Origin of the sequence: Polaribacter sp. Q13, assembly GCF_016858305.2 — a bacterium.
Taxonomy (GTDB): domain Bacteria; phylum Bacteroidota; class Bacteroidia; order Flavobacteriales; family Flavobacteriaceae; genus Polaribacter.
Genome location: NZ_CP074436.1, coordinates 853,926 through 875,373, shown reverse-complemented (window position 1 = coordinate 875,373; position 21,448 = coordinate 853,926). Strand labels below are relative to the sequence as shown.

Sequence of the window (21,448 nt, the reverse complement as noted above, 5' to 3'; positions counted from 1 at the left end):
TAAGTTATTATTTAAAAAAGACCTCTCGATTTTAACTCTAAATACTTGTTTATTGTATCTCCCGTTAAGTTTTTTGGCTTTGTTAAAACAGATTGTATACCATACTTTTTAAGTTCTTTTACAATGTTTTTCTTTTCGTACATAAATTTTTCAGCAATAATACTGTCATAGACGTCTAAAACATCTTCTGATTTTGAGGTTGTTAATGCTTCTAAATCAGTGTTTTCAAAAAAGATAACTAGCACCAAATGGTTTTTTGCCAACGCTCTTAAATAAGGGAGTTGTCTCTTTAAACCATCCATAGTTTCGAAATTTGTATAAAGAATTAACAAGCTTCTTTGTGTAATTTTTCTTTTAACAACGGCATATAACGTACTAAAATCCGATTCTGAGAAATCTGTTTTTATGTTGTGTAAAGCTTCTGAAATTAAACTCATTTGAGAGTTCCTTTTCTCTGCAACTACCCAATCTTCCAACTTTGTTGAAAAAGACAACATACCTGCTTTGTCTTGCTTTCTTAAAATAACATTGCTAATGGCCAACGTAGAATTAATAGCATAATCTAACAGACTTAAATTATTGAAATGCATCTGCATAGCACGACCTTTATCAATAATAGAATATACAGGTTGCGATTTTTCTTCTACATACTGATTGATCATTAACTGATTTCTCTTTGCAGTGGCTTTCCAGTTTAAAGACCGAATATCATCACCCGAAACATATTCTTTAATCTGCTCAAACTCTAAAGAATGACCGATTCTACGTACTTTCTTTGTCCCATAAGAAACCGCATCATTGTTAAAAGCTCTAAAATCGAATTCACGCAACTTTAAAAACGAAGGATAACATTTGAGCTCTTTTTCTTCTCCTAAAACGTGTTTTTTAGTTGCTAATTGCAAAGGTGAACTTGCGTATACATTAATATTTCCAAATAAATAAACACCTCGTTCAGTTGGAGTTAAATCGTAGTGAATTGTTTTTTCTTCTTTTTTTGATAAAATAATATTGAAGATAAAATCTCTTTTTTGAAACTGAAACGGAATTTCTTCTATGATAGAAAGATGTGTTCTAAATCCGTAAAAACTCTGCAATTGCATCGATATTTTATTTTCATCGCCATTCGATAAGCGTTCTGGTAAATACCTGTTTACTGTAATTGCGTTCTTGGTGTTGTATAAAATAAAAATATCTACCAATACCAGTACCACTAAAATAAAAAGCAACATTTTAGCTACTACAAAAAAGAGAGGAATGAAAAATCCAACCACAAAAAGGGCGGCAATTCCACCTAAAAGGTAGAAAAATCGGTTGTTTAAGAATAAAGTGTTGTAAAAATGTTTCAATGTTGTTTGCTATTAGCTTGTTGGCTTTTAGCTTTTAGCGAAACGCTAAAGGCTAAAGGCATATTTTTACCTTGGAATTTCCACTGCTTCAATAATTTGCTCTATAATTTGTTTACTTGTTAAACCTTCCATTTCTCTTTCTGGCGTTACAATGACTCTGTGTTGTAATACAGGGATGGTAGCTCTCTTAATGTCTTCTGGTGTTACGAAATCTCTTCCTTCAATGGCTGCAAATGCTTTAGAAGCACCTAAAATAGCAATACTTGCTCTTGGCGACGCTCCTAAATATAAAAAGGAGTTAGAGCGTGTATTCACCACAATATTGGCAATGTACTTTAGTAAATTCTCTTCAATTTTAATCTGATTGACTAAATTTCTAAACTCAACTATTTTTGCTCCAGTAATAACGGTTTCTATTTTACTCGCTTTTGTGGTGTTTTCTAACGCTTGTTCCTTTAAAAGAATTTGTAATTCCTCATCAGCATTCGGGTAATCGACGTTAATTTTGAATAAAAAACGGTCTAATTGCGCTTCTGGTAAACGATAGGTTCCTTCTTGTTCTATAGGGTTTTGCGTTGCTAAAACCACAAAAGGCTCTTGTAGTTTAAAGGTTTGACCGTCTATAGTAATTTGTTTTTCTTCCATCACTTCAAACAAAGCAGCTTGTGTTTTGGCAGGTGCTCTGTTTATTTCATCGATTAGAATCATGCTAGAGAAAATAGGGCCTTTTTTAAACTCAAATTCAGATGTTTTCACATTAAAAACAGAAGTTCCTAAAATATCCGAAGGCATTAAATCTGGTGTAAACTGAATTCTACTAAAACCAACATCAATGGTTCTTGCTAACAATTTTGCGGTAATGGTTTTGGCAACTCCAGGTACACCTTCAATTAAAACATGACCGTCTGCAAGCAGTGCAACAATCAATAAATCCATCATGTCTTTTTGACCGACAATTACTTTTTTTAATTGTTGTTTTATCTTAAAAACACTCTCTTGTAATTCAGATAAATCGATTCTATTTTCAAAAGAGATGTTCTCTTGTGGTTCTTCGTTATTTGGTATTTCCATATCTTAGTTATTTAAGAAATTTTCTATCATTTTATGCAATACAACTAATTCTTCTTCAAGACATTCTGTCTTTTTATTTAAAGTAATAATTGAATTCACTAAATACTTTGTTCTTTGCAAATCATTTCCAGATTTAGCGGCTAGTTTTTCAATAAAATCAGTATTTAAATTACTAGTATCTAAAAGGTATTTAGACCTTACTTTCTCTAAAAAGTAAGCTATTTTTTTATCAACTAAATTCTTATGATCTTGTTCTTTTAAATACAAATTGGCAATGGTTTGTGTAAATTCTACTGTCGAGTTTTTTAAAGGTTCTATAATAGGAATTGCACGTTGTTTTCTTCTTGCATTAAAAAGCATAAACAGTAATAACCCCATTAAGGAAACAAATAAAAACCACGTTAATGTAGGGTGTTCTAAAAAGAATTTAAACACATTAGAGTTGTCTTCTTTTTTATCTGCATGTTTGCTAGATTTTATATGTGTATCCCAAATAACGTCTGCATTTGGCAAATATGAAAATACATTTGCCATATATTCTTCGTTATTATTTAACAAGTAATAATTAGTGAATGCAATTGGTTGAATGTGTAAATAGAAAGCGCCTTTTCCGTGATGGATTTTAATAAAGTTAGGTACTTTTTCTCCATCAACCTCAAAAGTTCCTAAAACACTGGTTGTATTTTCATCGTATTGTAAAAAGTAGTTTCTTCTAATATTTCTATCAAAAGAAAAAGAAGTTTTAGAAAAATTGTTGTTATTTAACTCAAAAGTTCCTTTTAACTTCTTTAAATCCTTTACAGAAAATACTTTATCATCTAAATTATTGGTGGTGAATTTTAAAGAAGATTTTAAAGTGTCTTTAAAACTATTGAAAGCTAAAAAGACATTATTTCCTTTAGATACAAAGTCTAAAAGCGCTGTAGTACCGTTATTTGTATATTTATATCCACTGTGCTTTATACAAACGTAATTGTGTTTTTTTAAGCTGTCAAAATCTGCATTGAATTCTAAATAATCATAAATATTTTCTTTGAGTAAGGTAACTTCTTGGTCTTTAAAAAGGTTTTCTACCTCATGATATGCTATATAATTGCCAAACGGACTTTTCTCTTTCTCTTTAAAGTTTTCGTTCCAGTCTGTTTTATTACAGCTTATGAATGCTAACAAGAGCAGGAGCGGAGCGTATTTTTTTATATGCTGAAGTACCATTATTTTAAAGTCTTTTTAAAAGATTGATACTTGTTTTCTGCCAATTTAAAATTGGTTTCGTCTATAGGGAAATCTCCATACCAAACATAAGAATATACATATGACAAGTACGAAAAATCAGTTCTTGTAGTGGTATCTTCAATTTCAAAAAGGTATTCTGAGTTTGTTTTATCTTTATGATAATCAATGAGTTTCTTGCTCGATAATATTTTTAAAACCGACAAATAATAATAGCGAATTGCCAATCTGTATTCTTTAGAATGAATCGCTTTTTGCAGCAAGCCTTCGATATCTGTTTCATGAATATCTTCGTCTTCATAAATTAACTTTTCGGCAACTTTCTTTTTAGATTTTTTAAAGTTCCAAAAATTAGAATCTGCGCCTAAAACGGTTTTCAGAATAATAAAAATGATAATAGCCCCTAAAATAAAAGGGAATATATTACTGATAAAATATATGATTGCACCAATAATAGCGGCACTTGCGGGAGAAGTATGTTTTTTTTCTTCTTCCTCTTTAATATCCTCTTCTGTATATTGAAACTCTTTATCGTTATACTTTTCTTTTAAATCTTCTGTAAATGCTCTTTTTTCAGCATATTCTATAGATTTATTATAATGAATAGTCTCTTTTTCTAAAGAAACAAGACTGTCATTTTTTACCTGAGAGAACCCCACAGTTATATAAAAAAACAATAAAAAGATTAGGCTTTTTCTCATTAACGTAAATTGTATTTATTGGCTACTTTAAAAGGAAAAACCAAATAATAATAACTTATAGAAATAAGGCTAAAGCCAATAATAGCAAAACATAGAATAGTAGGCATTATATTAGAATATCGTGTAATATACCCTTCTAAAAATGCTGCGGCTAAGGTAAACGGAATGGTGCTTATAAAAATATAAAACGCCGCTTTTACCCCAATTTTAAAAGATTCGAAACGTTTGTAAGCGCCCGGAAACAAGATGCTTGCGCCAATAATATAACCAGCAGCAGCTTCTATAATCATTCCGAAAATTTCGTAAGTTCCATGAATCCAGATTCCTTTTAAACTATCAAACAAACTATTATTCTGATAAAAGAAAGCCTGAAAAACCGCCACCATAATGGCATTATAAACTACATAAAACCCAGTGCCAATTCCTAAAAACAGGCCAGATAAAAACATATTTAAACCTACACGTTGGTTGTTATCGTATATACCAATAAAAGTTCCCCAATTGCTTCCGCCTTTATAGATGGCCATGGCATCGCCACTTTCTATGTTTTCTAAGGTTTTTTCTACATAACTATCACCCAAAATTTGTCGTGCAAAAGAAGCATCATTCAATGTAGATAATAATCCGATGAAAAAACAGGCAAAAAAGACGATAAACGATAAGTAAATGAGTTTTCTGTATTGGTAGGCGAGTAGTGGTACTTTATCAAAAAAGAAATATAAAAACACATTTCTATTACGCCTTTTTGAGTGGTATACCTTATCAAAGCTAGATTTTGCCAACTTATTTAAATACTCTGTAACCTTACTTTTTGGGTAATACGTTTGTGCATATACCAAATCATTCATGATCTGAATATGCAGGTTAGCTATGTCATCCGGACTTTTTTTCTCTTTATTTGAAAAACCTAGTTCAAATTCGAGCCATTTTTCTTTATTTTGCTTTATAAAAGCGACCTCTCTCATTCAGAGCGAATTTAACCATTGCATGAAAAGACTCCAAATAAAAACAGCACAAAATGTCAACATCAATTTTACCCTTGCAAATGTGGGGCAAAGGCTCTTTGCGTTTGGTATAGATAACATTTTAAAATTTGCTTATATCTATTTTGCTATTAAAATGTTAGACTTTAAAATGTTTGAAACCGCGGTAGAAGGAGATTCTTGGTCTTTACGTGCCATCGATATTATGATTTTTTTACCCGTTACTTTTTATTCTTTGTATACAGAGATTTTGTTAGGCGGACAAACAGTGGGTAAAAAACTATTGCATTTAAAAGTAATCAATATTGAGGGTTTTAAACCCTCTACAACCGATTTTGTAATCCGATGGTTTTTAAGAGTCGTAGATTTTAACCTTTTTACCTTATTATTTGTTTATGTGGCGTCTTTAGGGTTAGATGGTGAAGTTGTTTTATTAATGCTGCTATTTTTCTTCGGAAAAATGATTGGTTTCTTTTTGATATTATTCACCAAAAACCAACAACGTTTTGGAGATATCATAGCCAATACTGTTGTTATTTACCTAAAGGATAATGTAAAGTTTTCTGAAACTATTTTAGAAGACATTTCAAATACGTACATACCAACGTATCCGAATGTGATAAAATTATCTGACAATGATGCCCGTATTATTAAAAGTACGTTTCAAAATGCACTTAAATTTAACGATTACAAAACACTCATTAAACTACGATCTAAGGTACTAGAAGTTACGGGTATTAAATCTGTACATAAAAGTGATAAAGAGTTTATAGATATTGTTTTAAAGGATTATAATTTCTATACGCAGAATATGTAAATGATAGTTAAACCTAACAAAAATCATGTTTTGACTGCTGCTAATTTTTTAATTTTATCGAATTCTTTAAAAGATTTCACTTTTAAGAATTTAGATCCTTATTCTTGCTGATGCTGTAAAGTATTTGTGATAAGAATTATTTAATTTTAAAAATAATACTGTATGCAAACAAAAATATCACACTTAAGTGATTTAAAATTTAACTTAGAAACCTGGAGGAGAGAATTGCGTTTTCATTTTAATGAAATGGATACGTTTGAAGAACAATTGGAAGAAATTGCTGCAAGAAAGTATAACAAAAATGCTGCTATACAAATAGAGCAATTTCAAAATCGAATTCTGTTAGAGAAAGATGCCATAGCCAAATTAAAGCATCGTTGTAAGAATAAAATGGCTATTTTAAATAAATTGAATTTCTGTGAGGATGTTGATGCAAGGTATAGAAGTGAACATAGACCTTTAATGAAGGATATGCGCACGTATATTAAAATGCATTATGAATTGAAAGAGGAAATGATGGCGTTTTTCTTAAATTGGTTGGAATAGCGTTTTAGTCTTTTATTTTATAAAGTAGGATGTTCTTTTTTCTTTACAAAAAACCTATTTAACATAATATAAATTATAGTACAAATGTATTGTTTAGTTAATAAGAGTGGTTTATCCATTTGATAGCTATAATGTAGTATTATGTAAAATATCCCAGAAGCATTCGTTTTCATTAGAATAATTAGAACTTGGGTCATTAAACGATTAAGCGGTTTGCTTCGCAGCGTTTAAAAAACATTTGTATCTATAATTAGCCGTTATGTAAAATAGCCGCTACCAAGCGCTCGATTGTTTTATAAAATCAAATTGCTCTGGCAATTTATTTTACACACAATTATCCAACGCTTGCCAACGCCAAAATAAAAGCTAACCTTTTTGCTCTTTTTAAAAACCGCGTATTCTATAAAATGTACGTTATAAAAAATTTCACGCGATTCTCGTGGATTGCCACAACAGCATAAATTTTAAGAAAAATAAAATTCTATGCACTTGTTATATTTAATCTTTCAATTAATCTTTTTTTTCTTCTTTCATTATCTTTTGTCTTGAAACAAAACTATAATTAAGGAATGTATTTTAAAAATTGATACTGAATCAATTCTTTAAAATAATATATGATTTTGGAAACAATTAACGGCTCATTCGCTATATTTTAGACTATTTAACTAACATTTAGTAAAGTGTTGTATCCAAATACAATCATCCACTGGATAATTGCATTCGTATAGCCTAAAATATTTACGCTCACTTCACCTTATTGTTTTACCAAAATTTTATGAGGCCAAGGTCATTATTAGAATTCTCCTTTTTAGATAAAATTCAGAATAAATAAGCAAAATAAAACTTTACTTACTAACCCAACGTTCTGTCTTATATAGCTTAGAGGCTATAAATGCACCAATCAAGAGACCAATCCAAGCAAATAGTATAGCCAAAAAGCCTGTAGACCATTCTCCTAAACCTGTATTAACAGTTGCTATCCAAAATATGCCAATAGTTGCCCAAGCTGTTACAGTTGCACTTATAAAAATAGCCTTAGTAGTGTTGCCAAAAGCTTTAGCACAAAGCCAAAAAATGAAAACCAATATAATAGTTAACAGCGTATCCCATAAGGTCCAGACAACCATATTTTCAAGTTCCATTTGCCCTATAACCATTTTACCCTCAAAAAAGGATTGCATTCTAGGGAATACTAATAAAACAGCACGTAAAACTTCTGAAATATTTATCCAAATACTGGTTATTAGTGTGATTATAGCAAACTGTTTAAAATTAAAATCGGTTTTCATTTTTATCTTTTTATTTATTTAATGTTTTTTTATACCAATCTACAATACCTTCTCCAATTTCGTGTGGATGTGATTCTTGTAGATAATGCTTTCCTTCACCTAAATCTACTGCAGTAACATTTTTCCAAGTTTCAGCTATATGCTCACCTAATTTTCGATTAATTATTAGTCCTGGTTCTGCATAAAAGAGCAACTTAGGAACGTCTGAATTTTTATGATATTCATTATATGAATTAACAATGTCAGTGCTGAATTTTGGAACACCATCAAACGAAATTTGACCTGGCCACATAAACAGTGGTTTACGACTCTTTTCTTCCATATAAGGAGCTCGGTAATGGTCCATTTCTTCTTTAGTTAATTCTCTGCCTGCCATCATAGGTAGCATAGCTTCAATAAAGAAGTTGTTTTTAACAATCATTTCATGTCCTTCTACAGGGTCACGGAATTTTTTGAATAGTGCTTCGGTCTCTTTAGTCGTATTTTTCCAATAAGAAACTTGAACCATAGCTTCAAAAAACACTATTCCTTTTACATTTCCTCTATGCTGATTGGCATAATTGAAACCTAAACCAGAACCCCAATCTTGTATTACTAGAATGACGTTTTTTAGCCCTAACTTTTCAACAAATGCATCTAAATAAGCAATGTGATCTTTTAATGTGTAGTCTATATCTGGCTTGTCAGATTTGCCCATTCCAATAAGATCTGGAACAACTACACGACCTAACGGACTTACATGCGGAATGATGTTTCGCCATAAATAACTTGATGTAGGATTACCGTGTATGAGTAAAAAAGTCTCTTTTGAATTTTTATCTCCTTCATCTACATAATGCATTTTAGAATCTAATACTTCTTGAAATTTAGACTCAAAAGGAAACGCTGCTGATATTTGTTTTTTGTTTGTCATATTTTTTTACTTTTTAAATTTTTAATTTGAACTTTTGCGGTTTAAAACTCTTCCTGCTTTTCTAACTTGCTTCAGTTTTTCTCGTTTTGCTTTATCCCATTTTTCTGTACCTGCACTATATCCATAAGCACAAATTTTAGTTGCATTTTTAAATAGAAATGCTTCCTGCTCTTTTGGGTAAATATGTCCTATTTCTCTAAGTGTCCAACCTACTCCTTTCTCTACATAATAAGCTTTGTCAGAAATTAAAGGTGCTACCAAATCTATAAGTACTTGAAAAGGTAAATAGTGTTTTCTATGTGCGCTATAATAAAGTAAACCTACTATGCTTTGTCTTCTATGCCATGGGTTTTTAGATGTATTCCATTTTTTATACGTTGGCATAATTAGTTCTGCATCATATTCAACCAATTGAGCGTATATTTTTGAAATACTATCACTTGTTTCCCAACGATTAATTTTGTCTTGCCATAATTTAATCGTTGACCAAGAGGTAAGTATATCTTCTTTATTTTTAATATGCTCCTCCAAGAAATACAAACAAAACATTTCTGTTCTGTAATCTTGAGTGTTTTTCCAGATAAAATCCCATATATCTAGTTGTTCACCAAAAGTTAAAAGGCTAAAACTAAAGCCCGCATTAAAAGCTTTCCTTTGTAAAGGAACTGTATCACCTGCTTTAGAAGTGATTATTTCTATTTCTTGAAGATAGTTTTTCATTTCTATTCTAAAAATCTTGTACTGTTGGACGAATTATTGGTTCATTAATTTAAAGATTCACGAATAGATTCTTTTCCGCTAAATAACTCAACTGTTTTGCCTTTTGTAGAGTTATTTTCTAGACAATACGAAATTACATGAGCTACATCTTCTCTTGGAATGACTAGCTCTTTAAAATTTTCAGATCTTGTAGTTCTAATTAAACCCGTTCCTTTTTCATTGATTAAACTACCAGGTTGTAAAATCGTATACGCTAAACCACTTTCTAATAAATAATAATCGGCAAAATACTTCGCTACTAAATATGGTTTTAAGTCAGATACAAACTCGTTAGGATCACCAGCACCCAGACCACTTACCATAATAAAATGCTGTATATTATTTTTTAAAGAATAATCAACAGCTTTTTTTGCTGCCCATAAATCTATTAAAAGTGTTTTATCGTAACCTGTATTACCGCCAGAACCAGCACTAAATACAACTTTGTCACAATCTTTAAAAGCGTGTTCAAAATCATTTTCAAGGTCTCCAACTACAATTTCTGCTCCTAGTTTTTCAAGTGCTTGCCCCTTCTGTTCATTACGAACCAAGGCAACTACAGGATTTTCTTCTTTGAGCAATTTTTCAACAAGCATTTTTCCTATTTGCCCACTTGCTCCTATAACTAAGGTTTTTTTCATAATAGATTTTATATCATTAAAATTCCTGTACCGTAGGACGAATTACTAATTCATTAATATCGACATCATCTGGTTGCTCAATAGCATAAGCCACTGCTTTAGCAATAGAAATTGCAGGAATAGCATCTTTATATACTTGTTGAACAAACTGAGAAGTAGCCTCGTCTGAGCTTCCTAATTGCAATTCAGAATCTATAAGACCTGGTGTAAGTATGGTGGTTCTAATGTCCTTACCTACTTCTTTTCGTAAGCCTTCACTAATAGCTCTTACGGCAAATTTAGTCCCACTATATACGGCTCCACCTGGGCTCACATTTAATCCGGCTACGGAAGCAAGATTTATAAAATGACCTGATTTTTGTTTCTGAAATTCTGGTAATGCAGCTGCAATTCCGTATAATACTCCTTTGATATTTACGTCAATCATGCTGTCCCATTCGTCAACTTTAAGTGCTGCTAATGGTGCTAATGGCATAATGCCGGCATTATTTATCATTACATCAATTTTACCAAAACTATCAATTGCCTTTTTAACCAATGCTTTTACATCATTAGCTTTGGTAACATCTGTTTTTAGTACTTCAATTGCTCCTCCGCTTTTTCTAATTTCATCTGCTATTACTTCTAATTTATTTAGTCTACGAGCACCTATAACTATTTTGGCTCCTTTTTCTGCTAAATAACGTGCTGTAGCTTCTCCTAATCCACTACTTCCTCCTGTAATTACTACTACTTTACCTTCTATATTATTTTTCATTGTATGCTAATTTTTGAATTAATTTATTTTTCCTACTATTAATTTTGAAAATGGTATTCCAGAAATTTTTACACTACCAACGATATAAACAATTGCCAAAACTAAGTCCATAAATGAGATGGCCACCATCTCTGGAGCGACACCCTCAAAATTTGCGGAAGCATATTGCACCAACGAAAACCCTATAAGTCGAACTAAACCATTCCAAACAATAATAGACGCTCTATTTTGAATATCATTTGAAGCCCAAACAAGTGCTGCTCCAGCAAAAAGGATAAAAGAACCTGTTACAGCCCCCGTAATAAAAGTGTCAGCTGTGGTATTTGACAGCGCCTGATAGAACATTCCAAGACCAATTGGAAAATTAAGAATACCTGTAATAAGGACTAATTTTTTAAACATACTGCTTGATTTTTTAATTTTATTTTATTACTTTTTTGCTAATTCATTAACCTGTTCATTTTCTAAAAGTTTGTTGTCGGTTCCAAAAAGAACGCTATTAATCATAGCCAGACCAACGTTAACACTTGTGGTGTTATTTTTCTTTTTTTCTAAAAGTCCAAAAAACGGACGAGCGATAAAATAGAATGCATTTACCCAAGCAGTTTTGGATTTTACCCCTTTCAAAGGAAGAATTACTTGAAGTCGAAACATATAAGCATCTTTAAAGCCCATATTCAAAATCATATTCTCGGTTTTTCCTTTCACTCGAGCCCACATCAGTTTTCCTTTTTCGGTACTATCGGTGCCTTCACCAGAAACATAATTGAATACCATTTGTGGATTACTAGCATAAAGCGTTTTAGCCAATGCTTCCGTTATTCCATATGTAAAACGATGATATTCTTCCTCTTTCATCCCTACAGAAGAAATGCCCATGCAATGAAAACAAGCATCATACCCTTTTAATTCTTCCTTAATTGAATTAAAATCGAAGAAATCTTTATGGATAACTTCTTTCAATTTAGGATGCTGCATTTGCAAAGAGTTTCGGTTTATCACCAATACTTCTTCTATACTTGGAGATTCTAGGCACTCGATTAAAACGCCTTGACCTACCATACCAGTAGATCCTGTTATAATTACTTTCATTATTCTGATTTTTTTCTTTTTTGAATATCTAAAGACGCTTCAGCCCAAACAACAAATTGGTCAGAGTCTTCCAAAATTTCGATAGGAACTTCATAAAAAGAAGCTACTGTACTTTTATTTTTAAAAAGGGTTAAAGTTTCTGAACCTGCATTTAAATATTGCTCCTTATTCGTTTCGTCAACTTTAAAGAAAATAGTTTCTTTTGCTATAATACCAAACATTAAACCATCTGCATAAAGACCGACACAACCGAACATTCTTTTTGTGATGATCGTTTTCCAATTTGATAATTGGTCAAGAATAAAGTCTAAATAATCAGTAGAAGCAGCCATTTAATCTATTCTATATTTTTTAGAATTCTTCTCAATGAAAACACAAAACTCTCAGGACTGTCTTCTTGTGTAAAGTGACCAGCTTCTGGTAACAATTGTACTGGTGCTTTAGGGAAAATAGAACGCCATTTATCTTGAATGTCTTGTGAAGCAACTGTATCATCTTTTAAACCAAAAATAAATTCAACAGGTTTATCTTGTAGCGTATTCAGCTTGCCTTCTAAATCTATTAACCAATCTGCTGCTAATGTAATTTGCTGCGGGAATATTGCTGTTCCTTTTCTAGATTCTTTGGTTGGGAACGGCATTTCATAAGCATCTGTAATTGCTTTAGTACTACTCGATTTTTTATTAATAGAGCTTTGCATTAATGTGGTTGCAAAATAATTGTTATCGATAACCTTTGCTTCCATTTCTGGTGTTCTCATATACATAGAGAAACCTTCTAATTTTCCTTCTGCTTTCCAAGCCCAAGTATTACTGATAACTACTCCTAAAACTTTATCTGGGTTGCTTGTAGCTACGGATAGCCCTGTAGGTCCACCCCAATCTTGAACAACAATAATAAACTTCTCTAACTTTAAATGCTCAAAAAGAAGTGCGCTAATCCATTCTACATGCTCTTGTGGTGTAAAACCATAGTTTTCTGGTGTTTCAGAAAAACCAAATCCAGGTAAATCGTACGCTATTACTCTTGCTTCACCTGAAAGCTCTTTAATAATATTTCTATTTAAAAAAGACCAATCTGGGTTACCGTGAGTTAAAACAATTGGAATTCCTTCTCCTTCATCTATATAATGCATAGAAACGCCATCTTTTTCAAACCAATTACTTTTAAAAGGATACTCGCCCTTATCCACTATAAATGGTCTTTCTTTCTTGTTGGTAATATCCTTATTATATACTTCCTTTTCTTGTGCTTGCATATTGTTTCCCATTAATAATACAATTGTTAACGTGAGTAGTACTGTTTTTCCTAAGTTGTTCTTTGTTTTCATGTGTTCTATTATTTATTTCTAATCAATCGATTAGTTTTAAGGTAAAAAAAATGTTATAAATTTTTAAATGTAATTTCTATATAATCTTCTATGACAGCATTGTCTTTTACTTTTGTTGCTAAGCCTAAACCACCAATAGCCAAATCAAGGTAATTTACTTGTCTTTTTATAGTGTCGTTATCTTTTGTAGTATTGAATTCAAGATTCTTCTTAAATAAAGCCTTTAACTGTTCTGCGTAATTTGAAATAAGAGCACCAACTTCTTTATCTACCTCAAGACCAAATTCAGACATTGTATTGATCATTAAACAGCCTCTTTTGTACTCATTTTGGTTTGAAAATTCTGCAAATGCATAAAAGAAGTTCTTAATACTCTCAATACCATTAGAATTCTCTTCAAAGGTTTTTAATAATTGCTGTAGCTTAGTTCTGTACAATTTTAAACTTTCTAAAAACAGATTTTGTTTATTACCAAAACTAGCATTTATAGAAAATTGATTGATACCCATTTCTTTGGATAACATTCGTAAAGAAGTACTTTTATAGCCATTCTGCCAGAATACGCCCATAGCACTTTCTATTACTTCTGCTTCATTATATTGTTTTACTCTAGGCATAAACTAAATTATTGCACAAAACTAATCAATTGATTAGTAATAAAAAAATAAATAGAATATTTTTTGAGAATAATAATAAAAGACTATAATAAGATACTGAAACTTGTTTTAATTTTAACAATAATTAGTATTTTAAAAAGAAATTAGTGATTTAGTATAATTGCCATTGCTCACACATTACGCTTCCCTCCTACGTCGTCGCATAAAAAGTGTTCCATTAGCATTGTATAAGAAACTTTTAGAATAAATTTTTTTAAGAAACTGTAGAAACAACTTTCGCTTTTAACCTAAGCTCAAGTTACATAACGCAGAACATTATAGTACAAATTATGACATATTCATTTTTACTGTTGTTTAGCCATTTGTAAGTTATAATTGAATATTATGTTAAATATCCCAAGAACATTCTATTTGGGGCATTAAAATTTTAAATATGAGATTCTCGTAGATTTAAAATCCTGCTAACAATTTGTATTATAATTCTCTATTATGTTAAATATCCCAGAAAGCTCTGAACATACAATAAACATTCGTTTGGGGGTGTTTTAACATTCGGCAACAAGTGTTAATTATAATTCCGTAGAATCTCTTATTTAGTATTATTCAACAACATTTTTTAAATACGTTATTCTAACAGACATTTGAACTATAACAATTTGTAGCTATAATTAGCCGTTATGTAAAATTGAGGCTGGCCAAAAATACTCGATTGTTTTTTAAAACTTAAAGCTGAAAAAAGCTTTTATTTTTAAACACAATTTTCCAACGCTTACCGCCGCACAAAAGCTAATTTTTAGAAATCTTCAAAATTTGGTTGTTCAATAAAGTTCCCGTTGTAATTTTTTTCCAATAACATTTTCGTCAGCTTTCCACAAGAGCATAAATTTTAAAAAAATAAAATTCTTTGCACTTATTCTATTAGGAACTATTATTAATATTCTTTTGATTAGTACTTCTAATTATTATGTTAAATGGATAATAAACATTGTTACGATTAATCTTTCTTTATTTTTTTCCTAGATGAAAAAAGAAACAAAAAAATCAAGACTTAGAAATAATTTTGGAAACAATTACGGTTCGTTTCTCTATATTTTAGAATAGAATCTTACTATTAATTTCACTTTGAAAATGTTTTAGCTTTCTGATTGTCAATTGCATTTATTGTTAACACCCTAAAGTATTACGTTCCACTCTCCTATTGTTTGACCAAAATTATATTTAGGTCGAAACATTTATATTAAAATTAAAAATCACTTGACCTCATTGCACACACTATTACCTATTACTATTTAATTGATTCTTCTTTAATTCACTGGGTAAATAATTAAATTTCTTTTTAAAAGCGACAGTAAAATGTTGAGGATTTTTATAACCGACAGCAACAGCAACATCAGAGATATCAATGTTATTTTTAAGTAACATTGTTTTTGCTTTCTCCATTCTAAGATTCGTTAAATAAGTAAAAACAGGACTTTTAAAAACTAACTTGAAATCTCTTTTTAATTTATGTTCATTAATGCCAGTCAATATAGATAAGTCATTTATTTTAAATGATTTGTGAATGTTTTTATTAAGAATTTTCTCGGATTTTATAATTTGATTATACTCAAAATCACTTAGTTTATGTTCAGATTTTTTATTGATTTCAGTATCCATTTCAGAAAACAAATAACTAAATATTTCTTTTATTTTTGATTCTAGATATACTTGTTTAATATCTTTTTGATAAGAACAAGAAACAACATTGCTAATTATAAGTAATAAATCGGAAGGTATAACTTTGCTTTTAGAAAACATTTTATAAGGAACTTTATTTTCTAATGAGTTTCTTAAGGATGACTCATTATTTTCGAAATATCGTTTAAACGTTTTTTTTAGATATTTTTCGGTTACAAGAATACTTACTTCTTTTCTTATTCTTGATTTTAATGTAATTGTTCCATTAGCTTTAGGTAAATAAAAAAAATTATAATTACCATCTTCTATAGTAATAGGAATACCACTTTCATCATTAGGTACATATTTTAAATCGCCTTCTATTTCAAAATGAAGTTTTAAGTATGGAAAATTATGAGAGACATCCATAATTACTGGTGGATTTATTATATCATCATATTTTATAAATATTATAATCCCATTTAACCTAATTTCTTTATTATTTGACTTCGAGAAACTAGTATTAAAAGACTCTTTAATTTCATTAATAGAACTGTTATCTAACTCTTTATAACGTTCTTTAATTACGGTTTTTTCTTTATGATTTTTAAATTTAAAAGTAGAGATCATTAATCATATATTTTTTGGCTTTAAATTTTACGTAAATGCGTCTTTAATAATTCTATTTGCGTAAATATCGGGTTCAAATATACAATATTTTTGCCATTCTTTAGAATCAGTCTAAATAATTAACAGATGTTTACAAAATATTGTTTTATAGTTTTCTTCTTTTTTTTAAGTAGTATATGTTTTGGTCAAAATGCTATTCATGGATATATAAAAGATGAAACAGGAGCATATTTAACAGATGTAAATGTGTACTTAGAAGGGACTATAAATGGTGTATCTAGTAATGAAAAAGGTTATTTTGAAATAACTAAAATTTTACCAGGTAATTATAACTTAATAATATCAAGCTTAGGATATAAAAAGCAAACGGTTACTATTTTACTTAAAAAAAATAAAGAAATCTCTCTTATAATAACATTATATAAAGAAAATTTAGAAGAAGTTATTATTAAAGCAAAATCTTTTCTACAACAAAAAAAAGAAAAACCAATTAAGGTAGAAATAATTGATGTAAACAAAATTTCTGAACGTGCAACTCCCCTAACTACAATTATCAATCAAACATCTGGAGTAAAAGTTAGACAAAATTCTGGTGTAGGAAGTCCTGTATTAGTTAATATTAACGGTTTACAAGGTGATGCTATTCGCTTTTTTAAAAATGGAATACCTTCAGATTATTTAGGAAGAGCTTTTCAAATTGGAATCATTCCGAGTGATTTAATTTCTGATATTGAAATTTTTAAAGGTGTATTACCTATAGAATTAGGTGCAGATGCTTTAGGTGGAGCTATTAATATTGTTACAAAAAAACCAGACCATAATTTTTTAACTACTTCCTATGAAGTTGGTTCTTTTAATACACATTTATTTAATGTAAATGCAAATTATATAATTCCCAAAACAAAATTCCATATCGGTTTAAAAAGTTATGTTATTATTTCTGATAATAATTACAAATTTACAGCTCCTGTTTTAAATTCAGAAACTCAAAACTTTACAAATCAAAGCGTTAAAAGGTTTCATGATGGTATTAGTACTTCTTTTATTCAAAGTAATTTTGGTGTACACAATACAAAATTCGCCGACTTTTTAAATGTTGAAATAGCTTATTTTAATTTTAATAAAGAGATTCAAACAGGAAATAGTATAAACGTATCTATTGGTGAAGCTACATTTAAAGAATCAAATACAATAGCAAGTTTAACCTATGAAAAAAACATTACAGAGAATCTTGAACTTAATTTTTTTACCGCTTTTAGTAAAAAAAACAATCAAAGAAAAGACGTTTCTAATAACAAGTATAATTGGCTTGGAGAAGTTATTACTTCAGATAATTTTTCTGGAGGAGAAACCGATGATAGAAAAACTGATAGTGATGTAAATCAAGATAATTTTGTAAGTAGATTGTATGGATTATATAAAATTAATAATAAATTAAATATAAAGTTCAGTTCTACATTCAACAGCAAAAATCAAGTAGGTACAGATCCGTATCAAGAAACCAATATTAGCTCAGGAATTCAACCGATAACAATGCCTTCTTACTATAAAAAATTAGCTTCAGGAATAGGTATAAGCTCTAAGTTTCTAAATAATAAAATTACTAACGAATTTACGTTTAAACATTTTTATTTAGATACCGAATCGGCTAATCTTTTTGGAGATATAGTTACTGTACAAAAAATAAATAACTCTTTTGGTTGGGGAAATTCCGTAAAATATAAATTTAATAATGATGCTTTTGTTAGAGTTTCTTTTGAAAATACAGTTAGAATACCAGAAGCAGAAGAATATTTTGGCGATAATCTTTTTAATTTAAGTAATCCAGACTTAATCCCTGAAAAAAGTAAAAATCTAAATATTGGATTTTACACCAATTTAAATTCAGCAAAAAATATTTTTATTGATGTTAATACTTTTTATAGAGATACTGAAAATTTTATAAGAAAACTACCTATTGGTTTTGTATTCACTCAAAATGAAAATACCGATACACAAATAACAAAAGGAATTGAAATGTCTTTAAAATCACAATTTAAAAACAATTTTAATACCTCATTGTCTATCACTTATCAAGACATGCGTAGAGTTGATACAAATGGATCTGCTCTTGAAGATTCTAGAACACCAAACACACCTTATTTATTTACAAACTTAAATGTTTTAAAAAGTTATAAAACAATTTTCAAATCACCATTATCACTTGATATATATGCTAATTACAATTTTACAGAACAGTATTTATTAACTGCTACATCAAAAGAATTAGAACCAGTATTGTTTGAAAGAGACATCCGTTTTACCGATTTAATTATACCAGAACAACATCAAGTTGATGTTGGCTTTACAATTAAACATCAAAAATTACCAATTAGCATAAATACAGAAATCACAAATAGTATCAACTCTAAATTATATGATGAATTTAGAGTACAAAAACCATTAAGATCTTTTAGATTAAAAATAACCTATAAATTATAATTAATAAACATAAAATGATGAATAAATTAAAACACATAGTAATTGCTTTAGCAATAGGATTAATAACCTCTTGTAGTAGCGACGATGATAGTAACACAGCAACTGATAATGCAACTTATGCCATGTTTATTGTTACAGATAGTTCAACAGGAAGCGGACTTTTAGTTCCTTTTAATGAATTACCTACTGGAGAAATTGATGTAGCAACAATAACAAATGGGACACAATTAACGGCAATAACAACACCTGGTATTAGTTATGATGGAGCTATTTATAATTCAACAAATTCGGCAGGAGATCCAGGAATTCAAAAATTTTCGTTATCAGATGACAACACTTTTTTTGCTGATGGATTTATCACTACAAACGGTAATTTTGCAAAAGGTAACATGTTTGAAATAACATCTAGTACAAAAGGATATTATTCTAATAGTGATGTAAGCCAAACAGCATTGCAAATTTTCAATCCAGAAACAATGGAACGCACTGGAGAAATTGATTGTGCTACTGAAATTGATGCTATTAAAAGTGAATTAACAGATGTTGCAACAACTAGCTTTGGAGGATTTTTAGTAGAAAGAGATGGCAAAATTTATACTCAAGTTTTCTTTTCTGATGAAAGTGGTTATGATGTTGTAGACAAAACGTATGTAGCTATTATTGATACCACAACCGATACCTTAGATAAAATTATTGTTTGGGATGATTTTATAGTATTAGGTTATGGTTTTAAAAACACCAACTATATTAATTTTGATGAAAATAATAATCTATACTTAGGAGGTCTTTTTGGTAATTTTACAGATGCTGAAGGGCCTAATTTTAGAGTTTTAAGAATTAAAGATGGCGAAACAGATTTTGATACTTCATGGGATATTAATGCGTTAAGAGATTTTAGCAATGGTGAAAATTTTGGTATTGGAGGAGCTGTTGTTAATGATAAAATGTATATAAAAATGTTTGGAAGCGCTATTAGTAGTTCTTTTGAAGGCGTAGCAAATTTAGATTATTATTCATACGAAATAGATTTAACTACAAAAGAAGCTACTAAAATAAGTGATATTCCTGTTGGATATTGGAAAAGTGTTTCTGGACCATCTTTAATTGATGACAAACCTTATCTTATTGTTGAAAATGACGATGTAGAAAATGCATATTTTTATTCTTATGACACAGCTACTAAAACATCAACAAAAGAAATAACTATAATAGGTGGAAGTCCTACACAGTTTTTAAAACTATAATTCTATATAAACACCAAGTAGGTTTTAACGAATCTTCTTGGTGTTTTATTTTAAAAAGTATTTTCAACAAAATGATTCAAAAAAAAATATTCAGGAAGTTACATTTATGGCTGGGATTATCCTCAGGAATAATAATATGTTTATTATGCTTGTCGGGTTCACTTTTTGTGTTTGCAGAAGAAATTATGCATTCCTATAATTCAGAATTTTTAAATGTAAAAGTTGAAGACAAAAGGCTTGATGTAGATACTTTAGTATCTAATTTTAAAGCTGTACATCCTGATGAACATTATTTTTGGATAAATACTTACAATGAGCCTACTCGATCTTTTGATGTAATTAGTGGTGTTTTAGAAAAAGGAGCCTCCTCTCCTATTTTAAAGATCACGTTTATAAATCCATATACAGGACAAATTATTGGAGAAGATATGCGTTCTATAAATGTGTTTTTCTTTTTAGCTCATTTTCATTCGCAATTACTTTTAGGTACTACAGGTTTATGGATTATTAGAGTTGCTTCTATTATTTTTCTAATTGAAATTATATTAGGGCTTATTCTTTGGTGGCCAAAAAATAAAAATCAGGCTAAATCGGCATTTAAACCAAAATATCCCGCATCAAAAAAAAGAATGAATTACGATTTTCATAGAATTTATGGTTTTTATGCTTGTTGGATTCTATTAATTAGCGTAACAACTGGATTAGTTATGTCTTTTGATTTTATTAAGAAACCAGTGTTAACAGTTTTTGGTGGCTACCCAGAATTAGTTAATGAAACACCTCCTTCAACAGATTTTAAAGAAGAGCAAGATTTTAAAAGTCTTCAATATATGTACAACAAATTTGAAGAGACTTCACCCAAAGGATATAAATTAACTTTAATGGCTTTAGAAACAGATTCTATAACATCACAAGCTATTCTTTTAGATACAGATGATCGTTTTCTACATCTTTATGGCGATAATCAAATTATAGATAGATATACAGGTGAACAACTTACAAAACCTGTTATGGCTAAATTTGAAAAAAATCAAGATATTTTAGATTCGAGTTTAGATATACATATGGGAAGTGTTGGTGGTTTACCAACTCAAATTTTAGCTTTTATAATTGGTCTTTTTGGTACGAGTATGCCTATAACAGGATTTTATATATGGTGGAATAGAGGAAAAAGAAAATCCTAATTTATTAAAACATAAATAATTGAATTTTAAGAACCATTCCATACACATTACTACTTCACTCCTATCGTCGTTTCGGGTAAAGCGTATTCCATTACATTTTTTAAGAAGCTTTTAGAAAGAAAAAAATGAAGTAACTGTTTGTATATATAAATCGCTTTTTA

At 29.7% G+C, this 21,448-nt stretch carries 21 protein-coding genes; 5 read left to right on the top strand and 16 right to left on the bottom strand.

All coding sequences use genetic code 11. From position 1 onward, the window contains the following. Positions 1-11: 11 nt before the first annotated feature. From JOP69_RS03505 to JOP69_RS03485, 5 genes are all read right to left on the bottom strand, one after another. Complete coding sequence (locus JOP69_RS03505; RefSeq protein WP_252191177.1) at positions 12-1,346, bottom strand: DUF58 domain-containing protein; 1,335 nt, start codon at positions 1,344-1,346, stop codon at positions 12-14. Between the two features lie 66 nt (positions 1,347-1,412). Further along, entirely contained in the window at positions 1,413-2,417 is a 1,005-nt protein-coding gene (locus JOP69_RS03500; RefSeq protein WP_203392465.1) for a MoxR family ATPase, read from the bottom strand. Positions 2,418-2,420: 3 nt separating this feature from the next. Continuing rightward, positions 2,421-3,629 (bottom strand): DUF4350 domain-containing protein, encoded by a 1,209-nt coding sequence (locus tag JOP69_RS03495; protein ID WP_203392466.1) that lies wholly within the window; start codon positions 3,627-3,629, stop codon positions 2,421-2,423. Further along, entirely contained in the window at positions 3,629-4,348 is a 720-nt protein-coding gene (locus JOP69_RS03490; protein ID WP_203392467.1) for a hypothetical protein, read from the bottom strand. The genes JOP69_RS03495 and JOP69_RS03490 overlap by 1 nt, the downstream gene beginning before the upstream one ends. After that, positions 4,348-5,313, bottom strand: coding sequence for a stage II sporulation protein M (locus tag JOP69_RS03485; RefSeq protein WP_203392468.1), 966 nt, complete (start codon positions 5,311-5,313; stop codon positions 4,348-4,350). Before JOP69_RS03485 ends, JOP69_RS03490 begins: the two co-directional genes overlap by 1 nt. A 22-nt stretch (positions 5,314-5,335) precedes the next feature. On the opposite strand from JOP69_RS03485, the gene JOP69_RS03480 reads away from it, so the two are divergent. Together JOP69_RS03480 and JOP69_RS03475 are read left to right on the top strand one after the other, a co-directional pair. Further along, on the top strand, positions 5,336-6,148 hold the full coding sequence (locus tag JOP69_RS03480; RefSeq protein WP_203392469.1) for an RDD family protein: 813 nt from the start codon (positions 5,336-5,338) through the stop codon (positions 6,146-6,148). Between the two features lie 162 nt (positions 6,149-6,310). Continuing rightward, positions 6,311-6,694 (top strand): hypothetical protein, encoded by a 384-nt coding sequence (locus tag JOP69_RS03475; protein ID WP_203392470.1) that lies wholly within the window; start codon positions 6,311-6,313, stop codon positions 6,692-6,694. Positions 6,695-7,539: 845 nt separating this feature from the next. Here the strand turns inward: JOP69_RS03475 and JOP69_RS03470 are convergent. From JOP69_RS03470 to JOP69_RS03420, 11 genes are all read right to left on the bottom strand, one after another. Continuing rightward, positions 7,540-7,983, bottom strand: coding sequence for a hypothetical protein (locus tag JOP69_RS03470; protein WP_203392471.1), 444 nt, complete (start codon positions 7,981-7,983; stop codon positions 7,540-7,542). A gap of 10 nt (positions 7,984-7,993) precedes the next feature. Next, a complete protein-coding gene (locus tag JOP69_RS03465; protein ID WP_203392472.1) occupies positions 7,994-8,896 on the bottom strand; it encodes a haloalkane dehalogenase in 903 nt (300 codons plus the stop codon). Between the two features lie 21 nt (positions 8,897-8,917). Further along, the gene (locus JOP69_RS03460; RefSeq protein WP_203392473.1) at positions 8,918-9,616 is read right to left on the bottom strand and encodes a DNA alkylation repair protein; all 699 of its coding nucleotides are present in this window, start codon (positions 9,614-9,616) and stop codon (positions 8,918-8,920) included. 44 nt (positions 9,617-9,660) lie between these two features. Further along, positions 9,661-10,296, bottom strand: a complete 636-nt coding sequence (locus JOP69_RS03455) for an SDR family oxidoreductase (protein ID WP_203392474.1) — start codon at positions 10,294-10,296, stop codon at positions 9,661-9,663. Positions 10,297-10,312: 16 nt separating this feature from the next. Continuing rightward, positions 10,313-11,053: an SDR family oxidoreductase gene (locus JOP69_RS03450; RefSeq protein WP_203392475.1), complete on the bottom strand. Its 741-nt coding sequence runs from the start codon at positions 11,051-11,053 to the stop codon at positions 10,313-10,315. An 18-nt stretch (positions 11,054-11,071) separates the two neighbouring features. Beyond that, on the bottom strand, positions 11,072-11,455 hold the full coding sequence (locus JOP69_RS03445) for a hypothetical protein (protein ID WP_203392476.1): 384 nt from the start codon (positions 11,453-11,455) through the stop codon (positions 11,072-11,074). Between the two features lie 27 nt (positions 11,456-11,482). Then, complete coding sequence (locus JOP69_RS03440) at positions 11,483-12,145, bottom strand: NAD-dependent epimerase/dehydratase family protein (RefSeq protein ID WP_203392477.1); 663 nt, start codon at positions 12,143-12,145, stop codon at positions 11,483-11,485. Then, positions 12,145-12,477, bottom strand: coding sequence for a TfoX/Sxy family protein (locus JOP69_RS03435; RefSeq protein WP_203392478.1), 333 nt, complete (start codon positions 12,475-12,477; stop codon positions 12,145-12,147). Before JOP69_RS03435 ends, JOP69_RS03440 begins: the two co-directional genes overlap by 1 nt. Before the next feature lie 5 nt (positions 12,478-12,482). Then, positions 12,483-13,475 carry an alpha/beta fold hydrolase gene (locus tag JOP69_RS03430; RefSeq protein WP_203392479.1) on the bottom strand — a complete coding sequence of 331 codons (993 nt, stop codon included), beginning with the start codon at positions 13,473-13,475 and terminating at the stop codon, positions 12,483-12,485. Between the two features lie 53 nt (positions 13,476-13,528). Further along, positions 13,529-14,092 (bottom strand): TetR/AcrR family transcriptional regulator, encoded by a 564-nt coding sequence (locus JOP69_RS03425; RefSeq protein WP_203392480.1) that lies wholly within the window; start codon positions 14,090-14,092, stop codon positions 13,529-13,531. Positions 14,093-15,367: 1,275 nt separating this feature from the next. After that, entirely contained in the window at positions 15,368-16,378 is a 1,011-nt protein-coding gene (locus JOP69_RS03420) for an AraC family transcriptional regulator (protein WP_203392481.1), read from the bottom strand. A gap of 126 nt (positions 16,379-16,504) precedes the next feature. On the opposite strand from JOP69_RS03420, the gene JOP69_RS03415 reads away from it, so the two are divergent. The 3 genes from JOP69_RS03415 to JOP69_RS03405 all read left to right on the top strand — a co-directional run bounded on the left by JOP69_RS03415 (position 16,505) and on the right by JOP69_RS03405 (position 21,287). Further along, positions 16,505-18,859 carry a TonB-dependent receptor gene (locus JOP69_RS03415; protein WP_203392482.1) on the top strand — a complete coding sequence of 785 codons (2,355 nt, stop codon included), beginning with the start codon at positions 16,505-16,507 and terminating at the stop codon, positions 18,857-18,859. A 14-nt stretch (positions 18,860-18,873) separates the two neighbouring features. Beyond that, positions 18,874-20,103, top strand: a complete 1,230-nt coding sequence (locus JOP69_RS03410; RefSeq protein ID WP_203392483.1) for a hypothetical protein — start codon at positions 18,874-18,876, stop codon at positions 20,101-20,103. Positions 20,104-20,174: 71 nt separating this feature from the next. Next, on the top strand, positions 20,175-21,287 hold the full coding sequence (locus JOP69_RS03405) for a PepSY domain-containing protein (RefSeq protein ID WP_203392484.1): 1,113 nt from the start codon (positions 20,175-20,177) through the stop codon (positions 21,285-21,287). Positions 21,288-21,448 lie beyond the last annotated feature (161 nt).